Genomic DNA, 24880 nt, shown 5'->3' with positions numbered 1-24880 from the left:
GGAGCGCATAGCAAAGGGCAACGTGTTAATTGCTAACCTTGTCCGCCTTGCCTTCGTTACCCGCGATGAACGGGCTCCACGGCTGGGCGCGGATCGGCTTGGCGGTCTTCCACACCACGTTGAACTGACCATCGCCCTTCACTTCGCCGATCATCACGGGCTTGTAAAGGTGGTGGTTGTCGCCCATCGTCAGCGTGAAGCCGTCCGGCGACTTGAAGGTCTGGCCGTACATGGCGGCGCGCACCTTGTCCGGGTCCGTGGTGCCGGCCTTCTTCACGGCCTGTGCCCACATATGGATGCCCACGTACGTGGCTTCCATCGGATCGTTGGTCACGCGCTTGTCAGCGCCGGGCAGGTTGTTGGCCTTGACCCATGCCGCCCATTGCTTCTTGAACGCATCGTTCTCCGGGTTCTTCACCGACATGAAGTAGTTCCATGCGGCCAGGTGGCCCACCAGCGGCTTGGTGTCGATACCGCGCAGTTCTTCCTCGCCCACGGAGAACGCCACCACCGGCACGTCCTTGGCCTTCAGGCCCGCGTTGCCCAGTTCCTTGTAGAACGGCACGTTCGAGTCGCCGTTGATCGTCGAGATCACGGCCGTCTTGCCGCCTTGCGAGAACTTCTTGATGTTGGCGACGATGGTCTGATAGTCGCTATGACCGAACGGCGTGTAGACCTCTTCGATATCCTTGTCGGCCACGCCCTTGCTCTTCAGGAACGCGCGCAGGATCTTGTTCGTGGTACGCGGGTACACGTAGTCGGTGCCCAGCAGGAAGTAGCGCTTGGCACCGCCGCCTTCCTTGCTCATCAGGTATTCCACGGCCGGGATGGCCTGCTGGTTCGGCGCGGCACCCGTGTAGAACACGTTCTTCGACATTTCCTCGCCCTCGTACTGCACCGGGTAGAACAGCAGCGAGTTCAGTTCTTCATAGACCGGCAGTACCGACTTGCGCGATACCGAGGTCCAGCAGCCGAACGTCACGGCAACCTTGTCCTTGGTGATCAGCTGGCGTGCCTTCTCGGCGAACAGCGGCCAGTTCGATGCGGGGTCCACCACAACGGGCTCGAGCTTGCGGCCCAGCACGCCACCGCTCTTGTTGATCTCGTCGATCGTCATGAGCGCCACGTCCTTCAGCGACGTCTCGGAAATGGCCATCGTGCCCGACAGCGAATGCAGGATGCCGACCTTGATCGGTTCCTTTGTCTGCGCCATCAGCGGGCTGGTACCGATCATCGCTGCGGCGGCTACGGCCGTCAGCTTCAGCATGTCACGTCGTTTCATTGCAGCTCCCAGTTCGTCCGGTTTATGTGTGTTGGCAGGGACTACGCACCCCGGGTGATGCTTCTGCAACTAGCGTGCCAATGCCGCGAACGCCGGCAATCCCTTGCCAGGCAACGCCTGCGTGACAAATCAGCAATGGGAAAACGGCCGCGCACCAGGACGGTGCCGGCGCGACGAAGCGGAAACGACGAGTGACTGCACCGGAACCGTGCAAGGCCCCGGGTGCGTGCATGGGCGCGTGCGCCCGGTGCCTGACGCACCAATGGGCACCATCGACACAAAAAAACGGGACCCGCTGGGGGTCCCGTTTCTCAAACAGCGGCGAGGATGCTTACTTGCTCATCCACGGCATCATGTTCGCGTTCATGTTGTGCATGATCCAGAGCGAACCGGCCAGCACGATGAACAGGATCAGGGCCGTGAACAGCAGGGCCATCACGTTCCACTTCTGTCCGTCCGAACCGTCCAGATGCAGGAAGTACTTCAGGTGCACGACGATCTGCACCACAGCCAGGCCCAGGATGACCCACAGCATGGTGGCGCGGTCCATCGTACCGTCCATCACGATCTTGAACGGGATGGCCGTCAGGATGACCGCCAGCACGAAGCCGATCACATACGACTTGACGCTGCTGTGGCCGTGCGAGGCGCCGTGGGCGCCGGTAGCGTGTTGCTGTGCCATTTACATTGCTCCCATCAGATAGACGACGGTGAACACACCAATCCAGACCACGTCCAGAAAGTGCCAGAACAGGCTGAGGCAGTTCAGGCGCTTGGTCACGGTAGGCGTCAGCCCCTTCTTCGACAGTTGGTACATGAGTACCAGCATCCACAGCATGCCGCTTGCAACGTGCAGACCGTGGGTGCCCACCAGCGTGAAGAACGAGGACAGGAATGCGCTACGGCTCGGACCGGCACCTTCATGAATCAGGTGCTTGAACTCGTAGATTTCCATGCTCATGAAGGCAGCGCCCAGCAGGAACGTCACGCCCAGCCAGAACATCACGCGGCCGCGCTGCTGGTTCTGCATCGACACCATGGCAAAGCCGTAGGTGATCGACGACACCAGCAGGATGCCGGTTTCCACCGCCACGAAGTTGAGATCGAACAGCTCCTTGCCCGACGGGCCACCCGCCACTTCGCCGCGCAGGACGGCGTAAGCGGCGAACAGGCACGCGAACAAGATGCAGTCGCTCATCAGGTACAGCCAGAAACCGAAGACGGTGTTCTCGCTGGTGTCGTGATGCGCGTGGTCGTGCGACTCGTCGTGCGAGTGCGCATGCGCGGGGGCTTGCGCCCCGAAGCGGTCAAGAACTTCTGTCGACATGGTTATCAGCCCTGCGCAGCGACGCGCTGCTGGTAGCGGGTTTCGATCTGCTCGACCTCGGCGGCCGGCACGTAGTAGTCGATGTGGTCATCGTTGGCGCGGCGGATGAAGGCCACGATCATGCCAACCAGACCCACGGCGGCGAGCCACCAGATATGCCACGTCAGCGCGAAGCCCAGTGCCAGGCTCCATGCACCCATGTAGAAACCGGCAGCCGTGTTCTTCGGCATGTGGATCTGTTCGAAGCCATCGGTGCGCATCGTTTCGCCACGGGCCTTCATGTCGGCAAACGCGTCCAGGTCACGCACCACCGGGGTGTGCGCGAAGTTGTAGAACGCGGGCGGCGACGACGTTGCCCATTCCAGCGTACGGCCACCCCACGGATCGCCCGTGACGTCGGCCAGCTTCTTGCGGTCGCGGATCGACACGATGATCTGCAGCACCTGGAAGCCGATACCCATGGCCACGAACACCACGCCCACCACGGCCAGATGCAGCCAGGGCGTCCATTCCGGATTGTCGGTGTGGTTCAGGCGACGGGTCATGCCCATCAGGCCCAGCACGTACAGCGGCATGAAGGCGAAGTAGAAGCCCACCAGCCAGCACCAGAAGGCGCACTTGCCCAGACGCTCGTTCAGCTTGAAGCCGAACGCCTTCGGCCACCAGTAGGTGACGCCGGCAAGGTAGCCGAACAGCACGCCGCCGATGATCACGTTGTGGAAGTGGGCAATCAGGAACAGCGAGTTGTGCAGCACGAAGTCGGCAGCCGGTACAGCCATCAGCACGCCGGTCATGCCGCCGATCACGAACGTGACCATGAAGCCCAGCGTCCACAGCACCGGCGACGTGAATTCCACGCGGCCACGGTACATCGTGAACAGCCAGTTGAAGATCTTCACGCCCGTCGGGATCGAGATGATCATCGTCGTGATGCCGAAGAACGCATTCACGTTCGCACCGGAACCCATCGTGAAGAAGTGGTGCAGCCACACGATGAACGACAGGACCATGATCGCGCTGGTGGCGTAGACCATGCCCTTGTAGCCGAACAGCTTCTTGCGCGAGAACGTGGCAATGATTTCCGAGAAGATACCGAATGCCGGCAGCACCAGGATGTAGACCTCGGGGTGGCCCCAGATCCAGATCAGGTTCACGTACATCATGGCGTTACCGCCACCGTCGTTCGTGAAGAAGTGCATGTCGAAGTAACGGTCCAGACCCAGCAGCGCCAGCGACACCGTCAGCACCGGGAAGGCTGCCACGATCAGCACGTTCGTGCACAGCACGGTCCACGTGAACACCGGCATGCGCATCAGGGTCATGCCCGGGGCGCGCATCTTCAGGATCGTCACCAGGAAGTTCACGCCGGTCAGCAGCGTGCCCAACCCTGATATCTGCAAGGACCAGAGGTAGTAGTCCACCCCCACGCCCGGGCTGTAATCCAGGCCCGACAGCGGCGGGTAAGCCAGCCAGCCGGTCTTGGCGAATTCGCCAACGCCCAGCGACACGTTCACCAGCATCGCGCCGGCCACGAACAGCCAGAAGCTCAGCGTGTTCAGGAACGGGAAGGCCACGTCGCGCGCACCGATCTGCAGCGGCACCACGAGGTTCATCAGGCCCGTCATCAGCGGCATGGCCACGAAGAAGATCATGATCACGCCGTGCGCCGTGAACACCTGGTCATAGTGTTCGGGCGGCAGGAAACCGGTGGAACCATTGGTTGCCACGGCCAGTTGGGTACGCATCATGACCGCGTCGGCAAAGCCGCGCAGCAGCATGATCAGCGCCACCAGCGAGTACATCACGCCAATGCGCTTGTGGTCGACCGAGGTAATCCACTCGGTCCACAGGTAACCCCACTTCTTGAAATACGAGATCGCACCGAGCAGCGCCAGCCCACCAAGGGCGACGCAGGTCAGTGTGACCATGATGATCGGCTCATGAAACGGAATCGCCGACAAACTCAATTTGCCAAACATCATTGCTCCTAGATTTGCGCGCCCACGGCCGGGGTGGCCGGCGTGGTCAGGGACACACGCTCTTCGCCGAGCGTGTTACGCGACGTGCAGACCGGACCGCCTTCAAAACCTTCGCGGGCGACCGCACGGCCGTCGTGGCCCATGTACTGATGCAGGATGTCGGTGAACAGACCGTCTTCGACGCGGCCGAAGTACGTCACCGGTTCTGCTTCGCTCGGCTTCGCCAGGACCTTGTAGTCCTCCGAGCCAAGCTGCTTGCTGGACGCGCGCACCTGCTCCACCCACTTGTCGAACTCGAAGTTCGACATGGCGATGGCCTTGAATTTCATGCCCGAGAAGCCGCCGCCGCTGTAGTTGGCGGACATGCCGTCGTACGTACCGGCTTCGTTGGCGATGAGGTGCAGCTTGGTTTCCATCCCGGCCATGGCGTAGATCTGGCTACCCAGGCGCGGGATGAAGAACGAATTCATGATCGAATCCGACGTGATCTTGAAGTTCACCGGCGTGTTGGCCGGAAACGCGAGCTGGTTCACCGTCGCGATCTTCAGTTCCGGATAGATGAACAGCCACTTCCAGTTCATTGCCACGGCTTCCACCTGGATCGGCTTGACGTTGGATTCCAGCGGCTTGTACGGGTCGAGGTCGTGCGACGACTTCCACGTGATGATGCCCAGCGCGATGATGATCAGGCAGGGGATCAGCCACACCACCACTTCGATGCGGGTGGAGTGCGACCAGTCGGGGTCATACGTGGCCGACGTGTTGCTGGCGCGGTACTTCCACGCGAACACGAAGATCAGGACGATGACCGGCACGACGACCAGGAGCATCAGCCAGGTGGCGATCAGGATGATGCCCTTGATGTCCACGCCGACTTGCCCCTTGGGGTTCATCAGTGCGAAGTCGCAGCCGGCCAGCAGGAGCAGGCCAAGGCAAGGCAGGAACCGCATCAGGCGCGGCAATGTTGGTGTCTTCATGTCACGACGGTCTGGTTGTGTCACGCCTGTGCACAAGCGTGGCACCGCCACCTATTGCACAGGGCAACAGGCAGGCTGGGCTGGGGAAAACCGGGGACGTGTCCAAAGCTGGCGCTGCGGATGGGGCGATGCAAACGCCGGCGGACCATGCGGCCGGGCAACGCCATGAGCGCGGCTGGACAGCAACTGACGACTGCGTGCGCGAAACGCCGGGGGCGGGATGCGTGCGCTGAGGTAACCGACTGCCTGAACTGCGATCGTTCCCGGTTCGGAGCAGCCACCGGGAGAAGCGTTGTTTAACGATGCCCACGCGATTTACGCCTGCTTTTGACCGCCTCGCCAGCGCAGCGGGAACGGTCTCCGAGCGGATATCGCATTACATAAAACATCGTTGGCCGCGAATGTACCGCAACGCAACATTCCGGGTAAACCCAAACACAACGGAAACACTGTTCTTTTTATCGGACAATGTTCACAGGTGTCGCACAGAGGAAACAGTCACGCCGTGATCCGATGTTTTGCTCGGAATCTTCTGGACAAATGAAACGGGCCGCGTTCTAGCGGCCCGTACTTTTCGATGCAGCGAGTGCTTACGAGTAGCGCCGGCTGATCGATTCTGCCACGCAGACCGGGCGGTCACTGCCCTCGCGCTCGATCGTGACTTCCCACGTCGATTGCGCGCCGGTCAGGCCGTTCGGCGTCGGATCGAGCCGCTCCACCTTCAGCAGCTTCACGCGACCGCGCAGGCGGCTACCCACCGGCACCGGCGCGGTAAAGCGCACGCGGTTCAGCCCATAGTTGACGCCCATCTTGACGCCTTCCATGTGGATGGCATTCGCCATCAGTTGCGGCAGCAGCGACAACGTCAGGAAGCCGTGCGCCACCGGCGCGCCGAATGGCGACTCCCGCTTGGCACGCTCCACATCCACGTGAATCCACTGATGGTCGCCGGTCGCTTCCGCAAACAGGTTGACCTGCTGCTGCGTGATCTCGAACCAGTCGCTGACGGCCACTTCCTGGCCCTGAAGACCCTCCAGCTCTTCCAGCGATGCAATGGTGCGCATATTCCTTGTCTCCTGATTTTGTTGATGGCCTGGGGCTTACGCCGGGCGGCGCTTGTACATGCCCATGCCCTTGACCGTGCAAACGACCTCGCCCTTCTGGTTGCTGCCGACCCACTGGGTCAGCACCACGCCGCGGTCCGGCTTCGAACCTGACGGGCGCGCTTCCAACACCTTCAGCACGGCGGTCAGCGTGTCGCCTGCGTAGACGGGCTTGAGCCAGCGGACCTCGTCCACACCGGGCGATCCCATGCTGGTCGAGCGGTCGCCCATCGACTGTACCAGCAGACGCATGATGATGCCGCACGTCATCCAGCCACTGGAAATCAGGCCGCCGTAGATACTCTGCTCGGCGGCGGCCTTGTCGATGTGGAACGGCTGGGGGTCATACTGCCTGGCAAACGCGACGATCTCTTCCTCGGTGACGTGATAGCTGCCGAGCGCGATCTCGCTGCCAACGACATAGTCTTCGAAATACATCTTGTCGGACATGGGGGCTCCAAAGCAAAAAACCGCGCTCGGGGTTTCCGGCGCGGTTCAGGGTCATGCTATCGATCAGGCGGCTTCCTGGAAGCCCGGCTGACTGGCGAAACGGCCCAGGTGATGGTCCACGTCGCCAAACGTCGTGTTGATGAACGTCAGCCGCTTGAACATGTGCGCGGCCGGCATTTCATCGGTCACGCCCATGCCGCCGTGAATCTGCACGGCCTCCTGGCCCACCGAGCGGGCCGCCTGCCCCACGCGTGCCTTGGCGGCGGACACGTAGCGACGGCGTTCTTCGGGGCTGGCCTCGTCGAAACGCGCTGCGGCCAGCAGCGTGATCGAACGCGACTGCTCGGCATGGATGAACATTTCCACCATGCGATGTTGCAGTGCCTGGAAGCGCGCGATGGGCACCCCGAACTGCTGGCGCGTCTTGGCGTAGTCCAGCGTCGTGGCGTTCAGCGTGTCGAGGATACCAACCGCTTCCGAGCACAGCAGCACTGCCGCATAGTCGGCCGTGGCTTCGAGTACATCCCAGCCCTTGCCTTCCGTGCCCAGCAGCGTGGCCGGTGCGTCCTGGAACGTCACGTCCGCGGCATGCAGGTTATCGAGCGTGCGATAGTCCTGCACGGTCACGCCAGCGCCGTTCGTATCGACGAGGTACAGCGAGATGCCGTCCTGATCGCGCTGCGCACCGCTGGTACGCGCCGACACCACGAGCTTGTCAGCCTGCGCGCCATGCACCACCACGGTCTTCTTGCCATTGAGCTTGCCGCCCTTGGCCGTCACGCGCACGTTGTTCAGTTCATAGCGCGACTGCTGCTCGCCGAATGCCGTGGCCAGCTTCACTTCGCCGCCTGCCACCTGTTCCAGCAGCGCTTCCTGGCCACCGGCCAGCTTCAGCGCCTGCGCGCCGACGACGGTTGCCTGGTACGGCTCCACCACCAGACCACGGCCCAGTTCCTGCAGCACCACCATCATGTCGACGGCCGTGCCCGAGAAACCGCCTTGTTCTTCCGGCACCGGCAGTGCCGTCAGGCCCAGTTCGACCAGTGCGCCCCATGCGTTGGCGCCGTAGCCCTGTTCGGACTTGATGTTCTTCTTGCGCGATTCGAAGTCGTAGCTTTTTTCGACGAAGCGGCGGATCGCATCGGCCAGTTGCTTCTGTTCGTCGCTGAGATTGAAGTTCATGTCGCGTGTCTCCTCACAGCCCCAGAATCATCTGGCTGATGATGTTCTTCTGAATTTCGTTGGAACCACCGTAGATCGACGTCTTGCGGTAGTTGAAGTAGTACGCTGCCAGCGGCGCGGCATCGTCGTAGCCGGTGACCGTATGGGCCTGCTCGCATTCGAGGTAGGCCGGGTCGAACGGCATGGCATACGGGCCGGCGGCTTCCACCATCAGCTCGGTCAGCATCTGCTGGATTTCGGTGCCCTTGATCTTGAGCATCGATGCCTCGGGACCGGGGCCCTTGCCAGCGGCTTCGCTCGACACCACGCGCAGCACGGTGATTTCCAGCGCCATCAATTCGATTTCCAGCGCGGCCACCTTGTTGGCGTACACCGGATCTTCGAGCAGCGGCTTGCCGTTCTTTTCCTGCTGGCGCGCCACGCGCTTCAGGAAGCCCAGTTCGCGCTTGGATGCGCCCACGCGGGCAATGCCGGTACGCTCGTGGCCGAGCAGGTACTTGGCGTACGTCCAGCCGCGGTTTTCCTCGCCAACGCGGTTTTCCACCGGAACCTTCACGTTGTCGAAGAACACTTCGTTCACTTCATGGTCTTCGTCGAGCATGATGATCGGACGCACCGTGATGCCCGGCGTCTTCATGTCGATCAGCAGGAACGAGATGCCTTCCTGCTTCTTGGCCTCGGGGTCCGTGCGTACCAGGCAGAAGATCATGTCGGCGTGCTGGCCCAGCGTCGTCCAGGTCTTCTGACCGTTGACGATGTAGTGCTTGCCATCCGAAGTCAGTTCCGCCTTCGTCTTGACCGAAGCCAGGTCCGAACCGGAGCCCGGCTCCGAATAGCCCTGGCACCACCAGTCGGTGCAATCCAGGATACGCGGCAGGTAATAGGACTTCTGCTCGGCGTTGCCGTACTTCATGATCACGGGCGCGACCATCGCCACGCCGAACGGCAGCACGCCGGGCGCGCCGACGCGGGCATTTTCCTCATCCCAGATATGGCGCTGCGTGGCGTTCCAGCCCGTGCCGCCGAAGTCCACCGGCCAGTGCGGCGCGGACCAGCCCTTCTTGGCCAGCGTCTTGTGCCAGAGCACGAGATCGTCGCGGCTGGGGCGGCGGTGGTTGAGAACCTTTTCGCGGATATCCGCAGGCAGGTTGGCCTCGAGCCAGCTGCGCACTTCCTGACGGAAGGCGTTGTCGGCTTCCGAGTAGTTGAGATCCATGCCCGTCTCCATGATGTGCCGGCGCTGGCGCCGGCCGTTTGTTTTACCTCGCGCATCGCTGCGCTGGATAAAACCGGGCACAGGATGCTTGTTCAGTGGGCCGTCTGCTTCAATGCGTCCGGCACGAGGAGCGGAAAGGTGTCGATGCCTTCGTCGGCCAGCGCCTGCGCATCCTCGGGAGTGGCCGAGCCGCGAATGCCGCGCTCGGGTGCCTCCTGATAGTGGATGCGCCGCGCTTCTTCCACGAATCGGTCGCCCACGTCCTCGGTCTGTGCCATCACCTGCCGCACGGCTTTCAGGTAGGTGGCCTGCAGCGCTTGCATCAACTGCTGCGCATCGGCCGGCCCTGCCTCGCCCTGGCGGGATTGCGTCGGCGCCGGCTTCGCGGTCGCACCCGAAAGATTCAGGCGCGGCGCGCTGGGCAGGCGGCTGACCGCATGGTCGCCACAGACCGGACATTGGACGAGATCGCGTGAAAGCTGCGATTGCGCATCTTCCTCCGAGGCAAACCAGCCCTCGAAACGATGGTCTTGCGCACAGCGCAGGTCTAGCACCTTCATGATCTTTCCAGCCCGTCGGGGCAATGTTAGCCGTGAATCGAAATTTTGTGAACGGTCGTGCTAATTTATTTCTCGACCGTTGTCGCCTGGCAGGACGTGTTCGCGACACATCTCCGCCTGCAGCAGCCTAACTGGGCGCCAGGCCTTGGAAAATCAAGGGAAAACCCTCCCCAGCCCTTCCTCAACCCGTCACCCGGTTCGATGAAGCAGGCGGCTCGGTCTGCTCGCCGGGCACCCACGTACCCGAGATGATCTTCTCCAGCCAGAACGCGCCGATGATCGTCTTCACATCGGTAATACGCCCCTGACGTACCCAGTCGATTACCTGACCGACCGGCGTGACGAATGTCTCCAGGAACTCGCCATCATCAAGCTTCGACTCGCCAGCAGACAGATCGCGCGCCAGGAAGATGTCTATGAATTCGGTGGAATAGGAAATCACGGGATGGATGCGCGTCAGGTAGTCCCAGCGCTTCGCCGTGTAGCCGGTTTCTTCCAGCAACTCCCGTTCCCCGCAGCGCTGCGCACCCTCTTCCGGGTCGAGCTTGCCAGCCGGGAATTCGAGCATGACCTCGCCCACCGGATAGCGGAACTGGCGCTCCATCAGCACGGTGCCGTCGTCGAACAGCGGGATCATCATCACCGCGCCCGGATGCAGCACGTACTCGCGCCCGGCCTGTTTGCCATCGGGCAGGCGGACGATGTCTTGTTTGAGCGTCAGGAATTTGCCGCGATGGATCGTCGCGGATGCGACGGCTGTTTCCCGAAGATGCGCATCAGCCGGCTCGGAAGCGTCGGACTGGTTGGCGGGAAATGCGGCGGAAGAAACTGCTGCGGATGTCTTGTCGGACATGGACGCTCCGGATAAGGCACGGTCCCGGAGCGTCAGGGTGTGGCCGCGTCAGGCCGTGCGATGTTTGACGAGGTATTGCCAGGTGAAGCCGGGAAAGGCAAACACCAGCATCATGCAGCCCGTGATCGCGTAGAACTGCCAGCCCTGCGGGAAGGTGTTGCCAAGGCTGGCTTCCACCGCAAGACCGGCGAGACCCGCCAGCACGTACCACGTGAAGAGTTCCACCAGGCGCAGCCACAGCGGCTTGCGGGCCCATTTCAGGCCAATCGCCGCGAACAGGCGCTGGTTGACGAACGGCAGGTTGGCACACACCAGTGCCAACAAGATGACAAACCAGCCGCCTGCCGAGGAACTCATTGCATCACCTTATAGCGTTACGTTGCTTACGACGCCAGTGTCGCACGGATGGCCTCGTAGCACAGGCTCATCAGTGCCGCCGGGAAGATACCCAGCAGGATCACGGCCAGCCCGTTGAGGCTCAGCATCGCACGCACGCCGCCCGACGCTTCCAGCGGCTCTTCGCCAGCCGGTGCATCGAAGTACATCAGCTTGACGATACGCAGGTAGTAGAACGCGCCGATCAGCGAGAACAGCACGGCCACCACGGCCAGCCAGCTCATGCCCGCCTTGACCACGGCCTGCAGCACGGCCAGCTTGGCGTAGAAGCCCACGGTCGGCGGAATGCCGGCCATCGAGAACATCATCACCAGCATCAGGAAGGCGAACCACGGATGACGGCGCGACATGCCCTTCAGGTCTTCCAGCGTTTCCGCCTCGAAGCCCTTGCGGGTGCGGATCAGGATCAGGCCGAACGTGCCGAGCGTGGTCAGCATGTACGTGATCGAGTAGAACATCGACGAGCTGTACGCGTTGGCCGCGCCATCCACCTTGTTCGCCACCACGCCGGACAGCATGCCCAGCAGGATGAAGCCCATGTGCGAGATGGTCGAGTACGCCAGCATCCGCTTCAGGTTGGTCTGCACGATCGCGGTCAGATTGCCGATCACCAGCGAGGCAATCGACAACACCACCAGCATCATCTGCCAGTCGGTGGCCAGCGGCAGCAGCCCTTCCACCAGCACGCGCAGGATCAGCGCGAATGCGGCAACCTTCGGACCCGCCGCGATCAGCAGCGTCACGGCGGTCGGCGAACCCTGATAGATGTCCGGAATCCACATGTGGAACGGTGCGGCACCGAGCTTGAACGACAGGCCAGCCACGATGAACACCACGCCGAAGGCCAGCATCGTCGTGTTGACGCGGCCCGACTCCACCACGCGGAACACTTCGCCCAGGTTCAGCGAACCCGTGGCGCCATACATCATCGACATGCCGTACAGCAGGAAGCCCGAAGCCAGCGCACCCAGCACGAAGTACTTGATGGCCGATTCCGACGTCACGCGCGAATCGCGGCGCAGCGCCACCAGTGCATACGACGACAGCGACAGCAGTTCCAGACCCAGGTACAGCGTCAGGAAGTTGTTGCCGGTAATCATCACGATCTGGCCGCCCAGCGTGAACAGCGCCAGCATGTAGAACTCGCCGGCGAACATGTCGCGGCTACCGAGGTAGTGGCGCGTGTAGACCAGCGTCAGGAACATGCCCAGCGCGCAGAACGCGGACAGCACGTTGGCCATCGGGTCGATCACGACCAGGTTGGCGAACGCGTAGTGCGTCTCGCCGTTGGCCGCGTTCAGGCCGAACCACACCGTCAGGACGAGTGTGACCAGCAGCGAAAGCGGGTACGCCAGGCTCGAGCGGTTCTTGCCGCGTGCGAGGTCGATCCAGTTGATCGCCGCGATGGCGACCGCCAGGAAAATGATTGGCGCCACCGGGGCCAGGCTAGAGGACGATTGCATGTTTATTCTCTCCCCCGCTTACAGCTTGGACTGTGCCACGTGGGACAGCAGGTTCACCACCGATGCGTGCATCACGTCGGTGAAGGGTTTCGGGTACAAGCCCATATACAGCGTCAGGATGGCCAGCAGACCCAGCATCACGAACTCACGCTTGTTCAGGTCCAGCAGTTCGCGCACATGCTCGTGGACGATGTCGCCGAAGATCACGCGCTTGACCATCCACAGCGAGTACGCCGCGCCCAGGATCAGGGCCGTGGCAGCCAGCAGGCCAATCCAGAAGTTGAACTTGACCGCGCCGAGGATAACCATGAACTCGCCCACGAAGCCCGACGTCGCCGGCAGGCCGCAGTTGGCCATGGCGAAGAACACCGAGAACGCCGCGAACTTCGGCATCACGTTCACCACACCGCCGTAATCGGCGATCTGGCGCGAGTGCACGCGGTCATACAGCACACCGATACACAGGAACATCGCGCCCGAAATGAAACCGTGCGAGATCATCTGCACGATACCGCCTTCGATACCGATGTCATTGAAGATGAAGAAACCGAGCGTCACGAAACCCATGTGGGCAATCGACGAGTACGCCACCAGCTTCTTCATGTCGGCCTGGACCAGCGCCACGAGACCGATGTAGATCACCGCGATCAGCGAGATCGTGATGATGAACGGTGCCATGTAGTGGCTGGCGTCCGGCGCGATCGGCAGCGAGAACCGCAGGAAACCGTATGCACCGAGCTTCAGCATGATCGCCGCCAGCACCACGGAACCGCCGGTCGGCGCTTCCACGTGGGCGTCCGGCAGCCAGGTGTGCACCGGCCACATCGGCACCTTCACGGCAAACGCCATGAAGAACGCCAGGAAGATCAGGATCTGCTCTTCGAACGACAGCTTGGCCTGGTGCCAGGTCAGGATGTCGAACGTACCGGTCTTGTTGTACAGGTACAGCAGCGCAACCAGCGTCAGCAGCGAGCCCAGCAGCGTATAGAGGAAGAACTTGAACGCAGCGTACACGCGGTTCGGACCACCCCACACACCGATGATGATGTACATCGGGATCAGCGTGGCTTCGAAGAACACGTAGAACAGCATGCCGTCCAGCGCGCAGAACACGCCGATCATCAGGCCGGACAGGATCAGGAACGCGGCCATGTACTCGGCCACGCGCTCGGTGATCACTTCCCAGGCCGAGATCACGACGATCACGGTGATGAACGCGGTCAGGACCACGAACCACATTGAGATGCCGTCCACCCCGAGGTGATAGGCGATGTTGAAGCGCTCGATCCAGTTCGCCTGCTCGACGAACTGCATCGCAGCCGTGGACGTATCGAAGTGAAGGACCAGCGGCAGCGTGACGACGAAGCTGGCGATGGCGCCGAACAACGACATCCAGCGCACGAAGCACTTGCTGTTGTCGGAGCCGAACATCAATACCAGCAGGCCGAAGAAGATAGGCAGCCAGATTGCGAAAGACAGAACCATTTCTTTGTTTTCCTTACTTGGTGCCTATCACTTGGTGCCTATCACGCCAGTGACCGTCAGCGTCAGGAGCACCAGCATGCCGAGGATCATCGCAAAAGCGTAATGGTAGATGTAGCCAGACTGGATGTAGCGGCTGGCTGCGGCAAACGATGCCACCACGCGGGCCGAACCATTGACGAACAGTCCGTCAATGAAGCTCTGGTCGCCGCCCTTCCACAGGCCCGTACCCAGCAGGCGTGCGCCACGGGCGAACACGGCCTGGTTGAATGCGTCCATGTAGTACTTGTTGTCCAGCAGCGTGTAGATGCCCGAGAAGCGTTGCTTGATGGCAGCCGGAATGTCCGGGCGCTTCATGTAGAAGAACCACGAGAGCACCACACCGGCAATGGCCAGCCACAGCACCGGGGTCTGCAGCGAGTGGATCGCCATCGGCACCCAGCCATGGAACATTTCTTCCAGTTCCTTCATGGCGTGATGGTTCTCGCCGACGAAGATCACGTCCTTGAACGCCACACCGTGTTTGAAGAACTCGCCGAACAGCATCGGCTCGATTGCGATGGCACCGATGATGACCGACGGAATGGCCAGCAGCACCAGCGGCAGCGTCACCACCCACGGCGACTCGTGCGGCTTTTCGCCAGCGGCCAGGCCATGGTGATGGTCGTCGTGCGCATCTTCCTCATCGTGATGATCGTCGTGACCGTGGCCGTGCGCGTCAGCCTTGCCCCAGCGCTCTTCCCCGTGGAACACCAGGAAGTACATGCGGAACGAGTAGAACGCGGTCACGAACACGCCAGCCAGCACGGCGAAGTACGCGAAGCCAGAACCCGCCAGATGCGACTCGGCCACGGCCTCGATGATCGAATCCTTCGAGTAGAAGCCCGAGAAGAACGGCGTACCGATCAGCGCTAGCGAACCCACCAGCGACGTGATCCACGTGATGGGCATGTACTTGCGCAGGCCGCCCATGTTGCGGATGTCCTGATCGTGGTGCATGCCGATGATCACCGAACCCGCGCCGAGGAACAGCAGCGCCTTGAAGAACGCGTGGGTCATCAGGTGGAACACGGCCACCGAGTAGGCCGAGGCGCCCAGCGCCACGGTCATGTAGCCCAGCTGCGACAGCGTGGAGTAAGCCACCACACGCTTGATGTCGTTCTGGATGACGCCCAGGAAGCCCATGAACAGCGCGGTGATCGCGCCGATGACCAGGATGAACGACAGCGCGGTGTCCGACAGTTCGAACAGCGGCGACATGCGCGACACCATGAAGATGCCGGCGGTCACCATGGTTGCCGCGTGAATCAGTGCCGAGATCGGGGTCGGGCCTTCCATCGAGTCAGGCAGCCAGACGTGCAGCGGGAACTGTGCCGACTTGCCCATCGCGCCGATGAACAGGCAGATGCAGGCAACGGTGATCATCAGCCAGTCGGTGCCCGGGAAGATCACTGCGGCCAGTTGCTCGCGCTGGGCGAACACGTCCGTGTAGTTCATGCTGCCGCTGTACGCCAGCAGCAGGCCAATACCGAGGATGAAGCCGAAGTCGCCCACGCGGTTGACCAGGAACGCCTTCATGTTCGCGAAGATCGCGGTCGGACGCGTGTACCAGAAACCGATCAGCAGGTACGAGACCAGGCCCACAGCTTCCCAGCCGAAGAACAGCTGCAGGAAGTTGTTGCTCATCACCAGCATCAGCATCGAGAAGGTGAACAGCGAGATGTAGGCGAAGAATCGGTTGTAGCCGGGGTCACCCTGCATGTAGCCGACGGTGTAGATGTGCACCATCAGCGAGACGAAGGTGACAACGACCATCATCATCGCGGTCAGCGAATCGACCAGGAAGCCGATTTCCAGCTTCAGCGTGCCGATCGTCATCCATTCGTACACGGTGGCGTTGTAGCCCGCGCCGTCCATGACGTCACGCAGCACCAGCAGCGAGAGCACGAACGCGATGGCCACGCCGAGGATGGTCGCCGTGTGAGCCGCGATCCGGCCGCCGCGCGTCTCGGATGAGAACGTGCCGAAAAACTTGGTACCGAACAGGCCGGCTATCGCAGCGCCGGCGAGCGGCGCCAGCGGAATCGCCAGCAGCAGGTTGGGGTTGAGCGTGGTTGCCATAGGACGCTTATTGGTGTGCGGTCAGGGAGCAGTCTTGGTTCTTGTCGAGGACGTTCATGTCAGCCCTTGAGGGTATCCATGTCGTCGACGTTGATCGTGTCCAGGTTACGGAACAGCACGACCAGGATTGCCAGACCGATTGCCGACTCGGCGGCGGCCACCGTAAGGATGAAGAAAACGAAAACCTGTCCGGCCAGGTCGCCCATGTAATGCGAGAAGGCGACAAAGTTCATGTTGACCGCAAGCAACATCAGTTCGAGTGCCATCAGCAGCACGATGACGTTCTTGCGGTTCAGGAAGATGCCAACGATGCTGATCGCAAACAGGATGGCACCGAGCACGAGGAAGTGGGCGAGAGACAACACAGCGAATTCTCCGGGCTTAGTTCTTGTTGGCGGAAGCCGCGGCGTCCGCTTCGGCCCGGCCCTCGGCCGGCATTTTCACCATGCGCACGCGCTCGTCGCGACGCACGCGCAGCTGGGCGCCCACGTCCTGCGCCTTCACGTCCTTGCGGCGGCGCAGCGTCAGGGCCACGGCGGCAATGATCGCCACCAGCAGGATGATGCCGGCCACTTCGAAAGCGTAGATGTAGTCGGTGTAGATCAGCTTGCCCAGTGCCGCAGTGTTCGAGTAGTTCGGGTCTTGCGAGCCGGCTGCCGCCACTGCGTTCGTGGTGCCGATGAAGTTGCGCACCAGCACGATCGCCATTTCGGCAATGATCAGCGCGCCCACGATCGAGGCCATCGGTACGTAGGTCCAGAAATCGCGGCGCAGGTGTTCGATGTCGATATCGATCATCATCACCACGAACAGGAACAGCACCATCACCGCGCCGACGTAGACCAGCACCAGCAGGATGGCAAGGAACTCTGCCTTCAGGATCATCCAGATCGCCGCGGCCGTGAAGAACGCGAGGACGAGGAACAGTGCCGAATGCACCGGGTTCTTCGCCGTGATGACTTTCAGTGCGGATAGCACCAGCACCAGGGCAAAGGCATAGAAGATGGCTGTCGTGAGTTCCATGGTCCTTATCGGATCCTCTCTGGGCCGCGCTGCCCGGGCTTCCCGTGACGGGTCGCCTGCATGCCGCGCGGCATCCTTCCGTTGGCCCCTTGCGGGACCGATTCAATGTCGTTGGCAGGGTGCATCGCCATTGGCGACTGCCCCGCCCTGCTTCAATCTGCTTAGCGGTACTTCGCGTCCGCAGCCTTGGCCGCCGCGATCTGCGGTTCGTAGCGGTCGCCCACGGCCAGCAGCATGTCCTTGGTGAAGTACAGGTCGCCGCGCTTCTCGCCGTGGTACTCGAGAATGTGCGTTTCGACGACCGCGTCCACCGGGCAGGCTTCCTCGCAGAAACCGCAGAAAATGCACTTGGTCAGATCGATGTCGTAGCGCGTGGTGCGGCGGGTGCCGTCGTTACGCACATCCGATTCGATCGTGATGGCCATGGCCGGGCACACCGCTTCGCACAGCTTGCATGCGATGCAACGCTCTTCCCCATTGGGATAGCGACGCAGTGCGTGCAGGCCGCGGAAACGCGGCGACATCGGCGTTTTCTCTTCCGGGAACTGGACGGTGATCTTCCGGGCGAAGAGATAGCGGCCGGTCAGTGCCATGCCCTTGAAGAGTTCCTTCAGGAGCAGGCTGTTGAAGAAGTCCTTGATGGCGAGCAGCATGACGATTGCTTCCTAAGTATTTCCGCGCGGCGCGCCCTGCCCCATCGGGCGGCGCGCCGTCGCCAGACCCATCAGGGCCAGATGTTCCACGGCGACTTGATCCAGATCGCCACAATGATCAGCCACGCCACGGTCAGCGGAATGAAGATCTTCCAGCCCAGACGCATGATCTGGTCATAGCGGTAACGCGGGAACGACGCACGGATCCAGATGAAGACCGACAGCAGCAGGAATACCTTGAACACGAGCCAGAAGAAGCCCGGGATCGCATTGGTGATCACGCTCGAGAACGGCGGTGCCCAGCCTCCGAGGAACATCAGCGAGGTCATCGTCGAGATGATGATCATGTTGATGTATTCGGCCAGGAAGAACAGCGCGAACGTCATGCCCGAGTACTCGATCATGTGCCCGGCCACGATTTCCGATTCGCCTTCCACCACGTCGAACGGGTGGCGGTTCGTTTCCGCCACGCCCGAGATGAAGTACACCAGGAACATCGGCAGCAGCGGCAGCCAGTTCCACGACAGCGCGTTGATGCCCATGTTCGCGAAGTAGCCGGTGTTCTGGCTGTTCACGATGGCCGACAGGTTCAGGCTGCCGGAGACCATCAGCACGGTCACCAGCGCGAAGCCCATCGCGATTTCGTACGACACCATCTGCGCAGCAGCGCGCATGGCACCGATGAACGCATACTTGGAATTCGACGCCCAGCCAGCCAGGATCACGCCATAGACGCCCACCGAGCTGATGGCCATCACGTACAGCAGACCGGCGTTCACGTCGGCCATCACCACTTCGGCCTGGAACGGAATCACGGCCCAGACTGCCACCGCGGGCATCAGCACCATCAGCGGCGCCACCAGGTACATGCCCCGGTTCACCATCGACGGGAACATGACTTCCTTGAGCAGCAGCTTCAGCACGTCGGCAATCGGCTGCAGCAGGCCCAGCGGACCCACGCGGTTCGGGCCGATACGGACGTGCATCCAGCCGATCAGCTTGCGTTCCCAGAGAATCAGGTAAGCCACGCACAGCAGCACCGGCACGACGATGACCACGGCACGGACCAGGATCCAGATCAGCGTCCAGGCGCTGCCGAAGATGGCCTGGCCTTGCGAGGTAATGAGATCGATCATGTAGCTCTCTCGCTCTTCTTATACGGTCGCCGTCGCGGGCGCATTCTGCCCGGCCGACAGGTCGATGGCTTTTTCCACGGCGACGTTGCCGAACAGCGCACCCAGCGTCGCGGCAGCCACGGTAGCGGCAGGCACGCGCACGGTGTTCGCCGGCAGCGTCTTTTCCAGCGCCGCGGGCAGCACCACACTGGCGCCATCCTGCGTCACGCGCACCGGGTCACCGGCCTGCACGCCCAGCTTATCGAACAGGTCCTGCGACAGCGCCACCTGCATCGCACGGCGCGCGGCCGCGGTCAGTTGCAGCGATTCGGCCCGACGCACGATCGGATCGGCGTGGTAGATCGGCACATCGGCAATGCGCTCGATACCGTTGGCGGCGGCTGCCGTCACGCGGATCGGTGCATCGGTGGCGTTATTCAGCTGATCCGCGACCAGCTTCGTCAGCGCGGCATCACGCACGGCTTCGGCGGTCTCGAATTCGAAACCCGGCACGTCCAGCAGGTTGCCCAGCACGCGCAGCACCTTCCAGCCCGGACGCGTTTCACCCAGCGCACGTACCACGCCGTTGAAGCTCTGGGCACGGCCCTCGGCATTCACGAACGTGCCAGCGGTTTCGCTGAACGGTGCGATCGGGAGAATCACGTCTGCATACTGCAGTGCGGCGTCCGAACGGAACGGCGACAGCACCACGACCGTACCGGCCTGCTGCAGCGCGGCCAGGGACTTGCGGGCATCGGCCGAATCAAATTCCGGCTCGGCGTTCAGCACGATGTAAGCGCGGCGCGGCGTATCCAGCATCGCCTGCGCATTGGCACCACCCTGCTGCGGCAGCGCACCGGCGATGTAACCGCCGACGGTGTTGGCAGCTTCGGTCAGGAAGCCCAGCGTTGCGCCCGTTTCCGTGGCGATCCACTGTGCCAGCGCGTGCAGCGCCGAGAATTGCGGGTGACGCACGGCTTCGTTGCCGAGGAACACGGCACGGCGCTCGCCCGACATCAGCGAATCGGCAGCCGCCTTGGCAGCGTCGCCACCATCGAAACCATCGGTGCCAGCCGGAGCGGCCACTCCCTTGGCGGTGGCCACGGCGCGGGCGATACCTGCCAGCGCGGCGGTCCAGCCCGACGGTGCCACGTCGATACGTGCGGCCGTCATCAGCAGATCTTCACCGCCAGCGCCCAGCACGGTAACGCGGGCACCCTTCTTGACAGCCTGACGCAGACGCGAGGCCAGCAGCGGCTGGTCCTTGCGCAGCGAGGCGCCGATAACCAGCGCGCGTTGCAGCGTGGTCACATCAGCGACCGGCATGCCGAGCCACGGCGCGCCCTTCACTGCTGCCGAGAAATCGGTCTGACGCAGGCGGAAGTCGATATTATCGCTGCCCAGGCCACGCACGAGCTTGCCCAGCAGGAACAGCTCTTCAAGCGTGCTGTGCGGGCTGGCGATGGCGGCGATCTGGTCGGCGCCATGGTCACGCTTGATGCTGGCGAGACCATTTGCCACGTATTCGAGCGCGGTCTGCCAATCCGTTTCCATCCACTGGTTGCCCTGCTTGAGCATCGGGCGGGTCAGACGGTCAGCGCTGTTCAGGCCTTCGTAGGCGAAGCGGTCCTTGTCCGAGATCCAGCATTCGTTGACCTCTTCGTTCTCCAGCGGCACCACACGCATCACACGTTGGTTCTTGGTCTGGATCACGAGGTTCGCACCCACGCCGTCGTGCGGGGACACCGACTTGCGGCGTGCCAGTTCCCACGTACGGGCCGAGTAGCGGAACGGCTTGCTGGTCAGCGCGCCAACCGGGCACAGGTCGATCATGTTGCCGGACAGTTCCGAATCCACGGTCTGACCGACGAACGTCGTGATTTCCGAGTGCTCGCCACGGTTCAGCATGCCCAGTTCCATCACGCCGGCCACTTCCTGGCCGAAACGCACGCAACGGGTGCAGTGGATGCAGCGGGTCATCTCCTCCATGGAGATCAGCGGGCCCACGTTCTTGTGGAACACCACGCGCTTTTCTTCCTTGTAGCGCGACTCCGATGCACCATAACCCACGGCCAGATCCTGCAACTGGCATTCGCCGCCCTGATCGCAGATCGGGCAGTCGAGCGGGTGGTTGATCAGAAGGAATTCCATCACGGACTTCTGGGCCTTGACGGCCTTTTCAGAGTTCGTGAACACCTTCATGCCTGGCGTCACCGGGGTGGCGCAGGCGGGCAGCGCCTTGGGCGCCTTTTCCACTTCGACCAGACACATGCGGCAGTTCGCCGCGATGGACAGTTTGCGGTGGTAGCAGAAGTGGGGGATGTACGTGCCCAGCTTGCGGGCCGCTTCCATCACGAGGCTGCCTTCCGCAACCTCTACCTTCTTGCCGTCGATCTCGAGTTCAACCATGTTCTGCCACGCTTCAGGAATGGGCCGGGACCATGCACTGCTTGTGTTCGACGTGATACTCGAACTCTTTCCAGTAGTGCTTGAGCATGCCGCGTACCGGCATCGCCGCGGCATCGCCGAGTGCGCAAATCGTGCGACCCATGATGTTTTCCGCGACGTTATTGAGCAGGTCCAGATCTTCCTGGCGGCCTTCTCCGTGTTCAATGCGATTGACCATGCGATAGAGCCAGCCGGTGCCTTCACGGCACGGCGTGCACTGGCCGCATGATTCTTCAAAATAGAAATACGACAGACGCAACAGCGACTTGACCATGCAGCGCGTCTCGTCCATGACGATCACGGCGCCCGAACCCAGCATCGAGCCGGCCTTGGCAATCGAATCGTAGTCCATGGTCGAGGCCATCATCAGGTCCGCCGGCACCACCGGCGCCGACGATCCACCCGGGATCACCGCCTTCAGTGCCTTGCCGCCGCGCATGCCGCCCGCGAGCTCCAGCAACGTGGAGAACGGCGTACCCAGCGGAATCTCGTAGTTGCCCGGACGCTCGACGTCACCGGAAATCGAGAAGATCTTGGTGCCGCCGTTGTTCGGCTTGCCGATCTTCAGGTACTCCTCGGGGCCGACTTCCAGCAGGAACGGCACCGCGGCGAACGTCTCGGTGTTGTTGATCGTGGTCGGCTTGCCATACAGGCCGAAGCTCGCCGGGAAAGGCGGCTTGAAGCGCGGCTGGCCTTTCTTGCCTTCCAGCGATTCGAGCAGCGCCGTTTCCTCGCCGCAGATGTACGCGCCATAGCCATGGTGCGCATGCAGCTGGAAGTCGAAGCCCGAACCCAGGATGTTGTCACCCAGGAAACCGGCGCGGCGCGCCTCTTCGAGGGCTTCCTCGAAGATCTTGTATTCGTTCCAGATCTCGCCGTGGATGTAGTTGTAACCCACGGTGATACCCATCGCATACGCGCCGATGGCCATGCCTTCGATCAGCGAATGCGGGTTGTAGCGGATGATGTCGCGATCCTTGAACGTGCCCGGCTCGCCCTCGTCGGTATTGCAAACGAGGTACTTCTGCCCCGGGAACGTACGCGGCATGAAGCTCCACTTCAGGCCGGTCGGGAAGCCCGCACCGCCGCGGCCACGCAGGCCCGATGCCTTGACGTCCGCGATGACCTGCTCGGGGGGCACCTTGCCCTCGAGAATGCGGCGCAGCTGCTTGTAGCCGCCGCGCGCGACGTAGTCCTCGAGGTGCCAGTTCTTGCCGTCCAGGCCAGCCAGGATCAGCGGCTTGATGTGACGGTCGTGCAGAGAGGTCATGTTACTTGTCCCCCTTGGCGGCGGCTTCTGCCTTGAGCTCGTCGACGAGTTCGTCGAGTTTTGCATCGCTCATGAAGCTGCACATGCGGGTGTTGTTGACGATCATCACCGGCGCATCGCCGCAAGCGCCCATGCACTCGCCTTCCTTCAGCGTGAAGCAGCCGTCGGCGGTCGTCTCGTTGTAGTCGATCCCGAGCTTGCGCTTCAGGTATTCGCCCGCCCGGTCGCCGCCAGACAGCGCGCAAGGCAGGTTCGTGCAGACGGTGAGCTTGTACTTGCCCACCGGCTTGGTGTCATACATGTTGTAGAACGTGGCCACCTCTTCCACCCACACGGGCGGCATGTCCAGGTAGCTGGCGACGAACTGCATGACATCGGGGGAAACCCAGCCCACTTCGCCCTGGGCCACGGCGAGTGCCGCCATCACGGCCGACTGTTTCTGGTCGGTCGGATATTTCGCGATCGCGCGATCGATTTCCTTGAGAGCTTCTGCTGATAGCATGGTCATTGCAGTAATACGGCAGAGCCGCGCGTTTGGCGCCACTCCACTGGTTTGCAGCCGTCGCTGCCATGTTCTGCCGGCCCGGACGCCTGAAGCGTCCTCGCCGATCCGTTGCAGGCACCGCCTGCCGCCACCGCTACCGCCGGGGCCGGCCGAACACGCCCGGATCGTCGTCCGGGCAACGGCCTGTGACGGGATACTTGCCGGTTACCGGGTATCCCTTAGCGGTCGATCTCGCCGAACACGATGTCCTGCGTACCGATGATCGTGACCGCGTCCGCAATCATGTGTCCCCTGGCCATCTCGTCGAGCGCGGCCAGGTGTGCATAGCCGGGAGCGCGGATCTTCAGGCGGTACGGCTTGTTCGCACCGTCGGAAATCGCATAGATCCCGAACTCGCCCTTCGGATGTTCCACCGCTGCGTAAGCCTCGCCCGGCGGCACGTGCATGCCTTCGGTAAAGAGCTTGAAGTGGTGGATCAACTCTTCCATGTTCGACTTCATGTCCACCCGCGACGGCGGTGCCACCTTGTGGTTCTCGGTGATCACCGGACCCGGGTTGCGACGCAGCCAGTCGATACACTGCTTGATGATCCGGTTCGACTGGCGCATCTCTTCCACGCGCACCAGGTAACGCGAATAGCAGTCACCGGTCGTGCCCACGGGGATGTCGAAGTCGAGCTGGTCGTACACTTCGTACGGCTGCTTCTTGCGCAGATCCCACTCGATACCCGAACCGCGCAGCATCGGACCGGTAAAGCCCATCTGCAGCGCACGCTCCGGCGTCACCACGCCGATATCCACTAGACGTTGCTTCCAGATACGGTTATCGGTCAGCAGCGTCTCATATTCATCGACATATGTCGGAAAACGGTTCGTGAAGTCCTCGATGAAGTCCAGCAACGAGCCCGAACGGGCGTCGTTCATCACCTTGATGGCCTTCTCGTTGTGCACCTTGGACGCACGATATTGCGGCATCGTGTCAGGCAGGTCACGGTAGACGCCGCCCGGACGGTAGTAGGCCGCGTGCATGCGCGCACCCGACACCGCCTCGTACATGTCGAACATGTCCTCGCGCTCGCGGAACGCGTAGAGGAACACCGCCATCGCGCCCACGTCGAGTGCGTGCGAGCCGATCCACATCAGGTGGTTCAGCAGGCGGGTGATTTCGTCGAACATCACGCGGATGTACTGCGCGCGAACCGGCACCTCGAGGCCCAGCAGGCGCTCGATTGCCATCACGTAGGCGTGTTCGTTGACCATCATCGACACGTAGTCGAGGCGGTCCATGTAGGGAACGTTCTGGATCCAGGTCTTCTGCTCGGCCAGCTTTTCAGTGGCACGGTGCAGCAGGCCGATGTGGGGATCGGCGCGCTGGATGACTTCGCCATCCAGCTCAAGCACCAGGCGCAGCACGCCGTGGGCTGCTGGGTGTTGGGGACCGAAGTTGAGTGTGTAGTTCTTGATATCTGCCATGAC

23 protein-coding genes are annotated in these 24880 nt (G+C 62.1%); all 23 read right to left on the bottom strand.

The genetic code is table 11. The features are described 5' to 3' along the window. Positions 1–25: 25 nt before the first annotated feature. Positions 26–1282: an urea ABC transporter substrate-binding protein gene (urtA, locus tag FFS21_RS00820; RefSeq protein WP_137923036.1), complete on the bottom strand. Its 1257-nt coding sequence runs from the start codon at positions 1280–1282 to the stop codon at positions 26–28. A gap of 331 nt (positions 1283–1613) precedes the next feature. After that, positions 1614–1964, bottom strand: coding sequence for a cytochrome o ubiquinol oxidase subunit IV (gene cyoD / locus FFS21_RS00815; protein WP_137923035.1), 351 nt, complete (start codon positions 1962–1964; stop codon positions 1614–1616). After that, complete coding sequence (cyoC, locus tag FFS21_RS00810) at positions 1965–2609, bottom strand: cytochrome o ubiquinol oxidase subunit III (RefSeq protein WP_137923034.1); 645 nt, start codon at positions 2607–2609, stop codon at positions 1965–1967. 5 nt (positions 2610–2614) lie between these two features. Further along, entirely contained in the window at positions 2615–4588 is a 1974-nt protein-coding gene (cyoB, locus tag FFS21_RS00805; protein WP_137923074.1) for a cytochrome o ubiquinol oxidase subunit I, read from the bottom strand. An 8-nt stretch (positions 4589–4596) separates the two neighbouring features. Continuing rightward, the gene (cyoA, locus tag FFS21_RS00800; protein WP_137923033.1) at positions 4597–5565 is read right to left on the bottom strand and encodes a ubiquinol oxidase subunit II; all 969 of its coding nucleotides are present in this window, start codon (positions 5563–5565) and stop codon (positions 4597–4599) included. Between the two features lie 590 nt (positions 5566–6155). After that, complete coding sequence (locus tag FFS21_RS00795) at positions 6156–6629, bottom strand: MaoC family dehydratase (RefSeq protein ID WP_137923032.1); 474 nt, start codon at positions 6627–6629, stop codon at positions 6156–6158. Positions 6630–6665: 36 nt separating this feature from the next. Beyond that, positions 6666–7118, bottom strand: a complete 453-nt coding sequence (locus FFS21_RS00790; RefSeq protein WP_137923031.1) for a MaoC family dehydratase — start codon at positions 7116–7118, stop codon at positions 6666–6668. Positions 7119–7181: 63 nt separating this feature from the next. Beyond that, positions 7182–8300, bottom strand: coding sequence for an acyl-CoA dehydrogenase family protein (locus tag FFS21_RS00785; RefSeq protein ID WP_137923030.1), 1119 nt, complete (start codon positions 8298–8300; stop codon positions 7182–7184). Between the two features lie 13 nt (positions 8301–8313). After that, positions 8314–9516, bottom strand: a complete 1203-nt coding sequence (locus FFS21_RS00780; RefSeq protein WP_137923029.1) for an acyl-CoA dehydrogenase family protein — start codon at positions 9514–9516, stop codon at positions 8314–8316. 92 nt (positions 9517–9608) lie between these two features. Next, positions 9609–10076, bottom strand: a complete 468-nt coding sequence (locus FFS21_RS00775; protein WP_137923028.1) for a DUF1178 family protein — start codon at positions 10074–10076, stop codon at positions 9609–9611. Between the two features lie 181 nt (positions 10077–10257). Beyond that, positions 10258–10929: an NUDIX domain-containing protein gene (locus FFS21_RS00770; protein WP_137923027.1), complete on the bottom strand. Its 672-nt coding sequence runs from the start codon at positions 10927–10929 to the stop codon at positions 10258–10260. Positions 10930–10977: 48 nt separating this feature from the next. After that, positions 10978–11286, bottom strand: a complete 309-nt coding sequence (locus tag FFS21_RS00765; RefSeq protein WP_137923026.1) for a DUF2818 family protein — start codon at positions 11284–11286, stop codon at positions 10978–10980. A gap of 26 nt (positions 11287–11312) precedes the next feature. Continuing rightward, positions 11313–12788: an NADH-quinone oxidoreductase subunit NuoN gene (gene nuoN / locus FFS21_RS00760; protein ID WP_137923025.1), complete on the bottom strand. Its 1476-nt coding sequence runs from the start codon at positions 12786–12788 to the stop codon at positions 11313–11315. 18 nt (positions 12789–12806) lie between these two features. Next, positions 12807–14273: an NADH-quinone oxidoreductase subunit M gene (locus FFS21_RS00755; RefSeq protein WP_137923024.1), complete on the bottom strand. Its 1467-nt coding sequence runs from the start codon at positions 14271–14273 to the stop codon at positions 12807–12809. Between the two features lie 27 nt (positions 14274–14300). Next, on the bottom strand, positions 14301–16391 hold the full coding sequence (nuoL, locus tag FFS21_RS00750) for an NADH-quinone oxidoreductase subunit L (protein ID WP_137923023.1): 2091 nt from the start codon (positions 16389–16391) through the stop codon (positions 14301–14303). Positions 16392–16450: 59 nt separating this feature from the next. After that, the gene (nuoK, locus tag FFS21_RS00745) at positions 16451–16756 is read right to left on the bottom strand and encodes an NADH-quinone oxidoreductase subunit NuoK (RefSeq protein ID WP_029050842.1); all 306 of its coding nucleotides are present in this window, start codon (positions 16754–16756) and stop codon (positions 16451–16453) included. Positions 16757–16772: 16 nt separating this feature from the next. Further along, the gene (locus FFS21_RS00740; RefSeq protein WP_137923022.1) at positions 16773–17414 is read right to left on the bottom strand and encodes an NADH-quinone oxidoreductase subunit J; all 642 of its coding nucleotides are present in this window, start codon (positions 17412–17414) and stop codon (positions 16773–16775) included. A gap of 161 nt (positions 17415–17575) precedes the next feature. Further along, complete coding sequence (nuoI, locus tag FFS21_RS00735; RefSeq protein WP_137923021.1) at positions 17576–18067, bottom strand: NADH-quinone oxidoreductase subunit NuoI; 492 nt, start codon at positions 18065–18067, stop codon at positions 17576–17578. A 71-nt stretch (positions 18068–18138) separates the two neighbouring features. Next, a complete protein-coding gene (gene nuoH / locus FFS21_RS00730; RefSeq protein ID WP_137923020.1) occupies positions 18139–19203 on the bottom strand; it encodes an NADH-quinone oxidoreductase subunit NuoH in 1065 nt (354 codons plus the stop codon). 18 nt (positions 19204–19221) lie between these two features. Further along, the gene (nuoG, locus tag FFS21_RS00725; RefSeq protein ID WP_137923019.1) at positions 19222–21591 is read right to left on the bottom strand and encodes an NADH-quinone oxidoreductase subunit NuoG; all 2370 of its coding nucleotides are present in this window, start codon (positions 21589–21591) and stop codon (positions 19222–19224) included. Positions 21592–21604: 13 nt separating this feature from the next. Next, positions 21605–22900: an NADH-quinone oxidoreductase subunit NuoF gene (gene nuoF / locus FFS21_RS00720; RefSeq protein WP_137923018.1), complete on the bottom strand. Its 1296-nt coding sequence runs from the start codon at positions 22898–22900 to the stop codon at positions 21605–21607. 1 nt (position 22901) lies between these two features. Further along, the gene (gene nuoE / locus FFS21_RS00715) at positions 22902–23402 is read right to left on the bottom strand and encodes an NADH-quinone oxidoreductase subunit NuoE (RefSeq protein ID WP_137923017.1); all 501 of its coding nucleotides are present in this window, start codon (positions 23400–23402) and stop codon (positions 22902–22904) included. Positions 23403–23623: 221 nt separating this feature from the next. Further along, positions 23624–24877, bottom strand: a complete 1254-nt coding sequence (locus FFS21_RS00710; protein ID WP_137923016.1) for an NADH-quinone oxidoreductase subunit D — start codon at positions 24875–24877, stop codon at positions 23624–23626. Positions 24878–24880 lie beyond the last annotated feature (3 nt).

Source organism: Cupriavidus sp. 2SB, assembly GCF_005503625.1.
In the GTDB taxonomy this organism is placed as follows: Bacteria; Pseudomonadota; Gammaproteobacteria; order Burkholderiales; family Burkholderiaceae; genus Cupriavidus.
The sequence above is the reverse complement of the archived record's forward strand: the minus strand, read 5'-3'. Positions and strand labels throughout refer to the sequence as shown.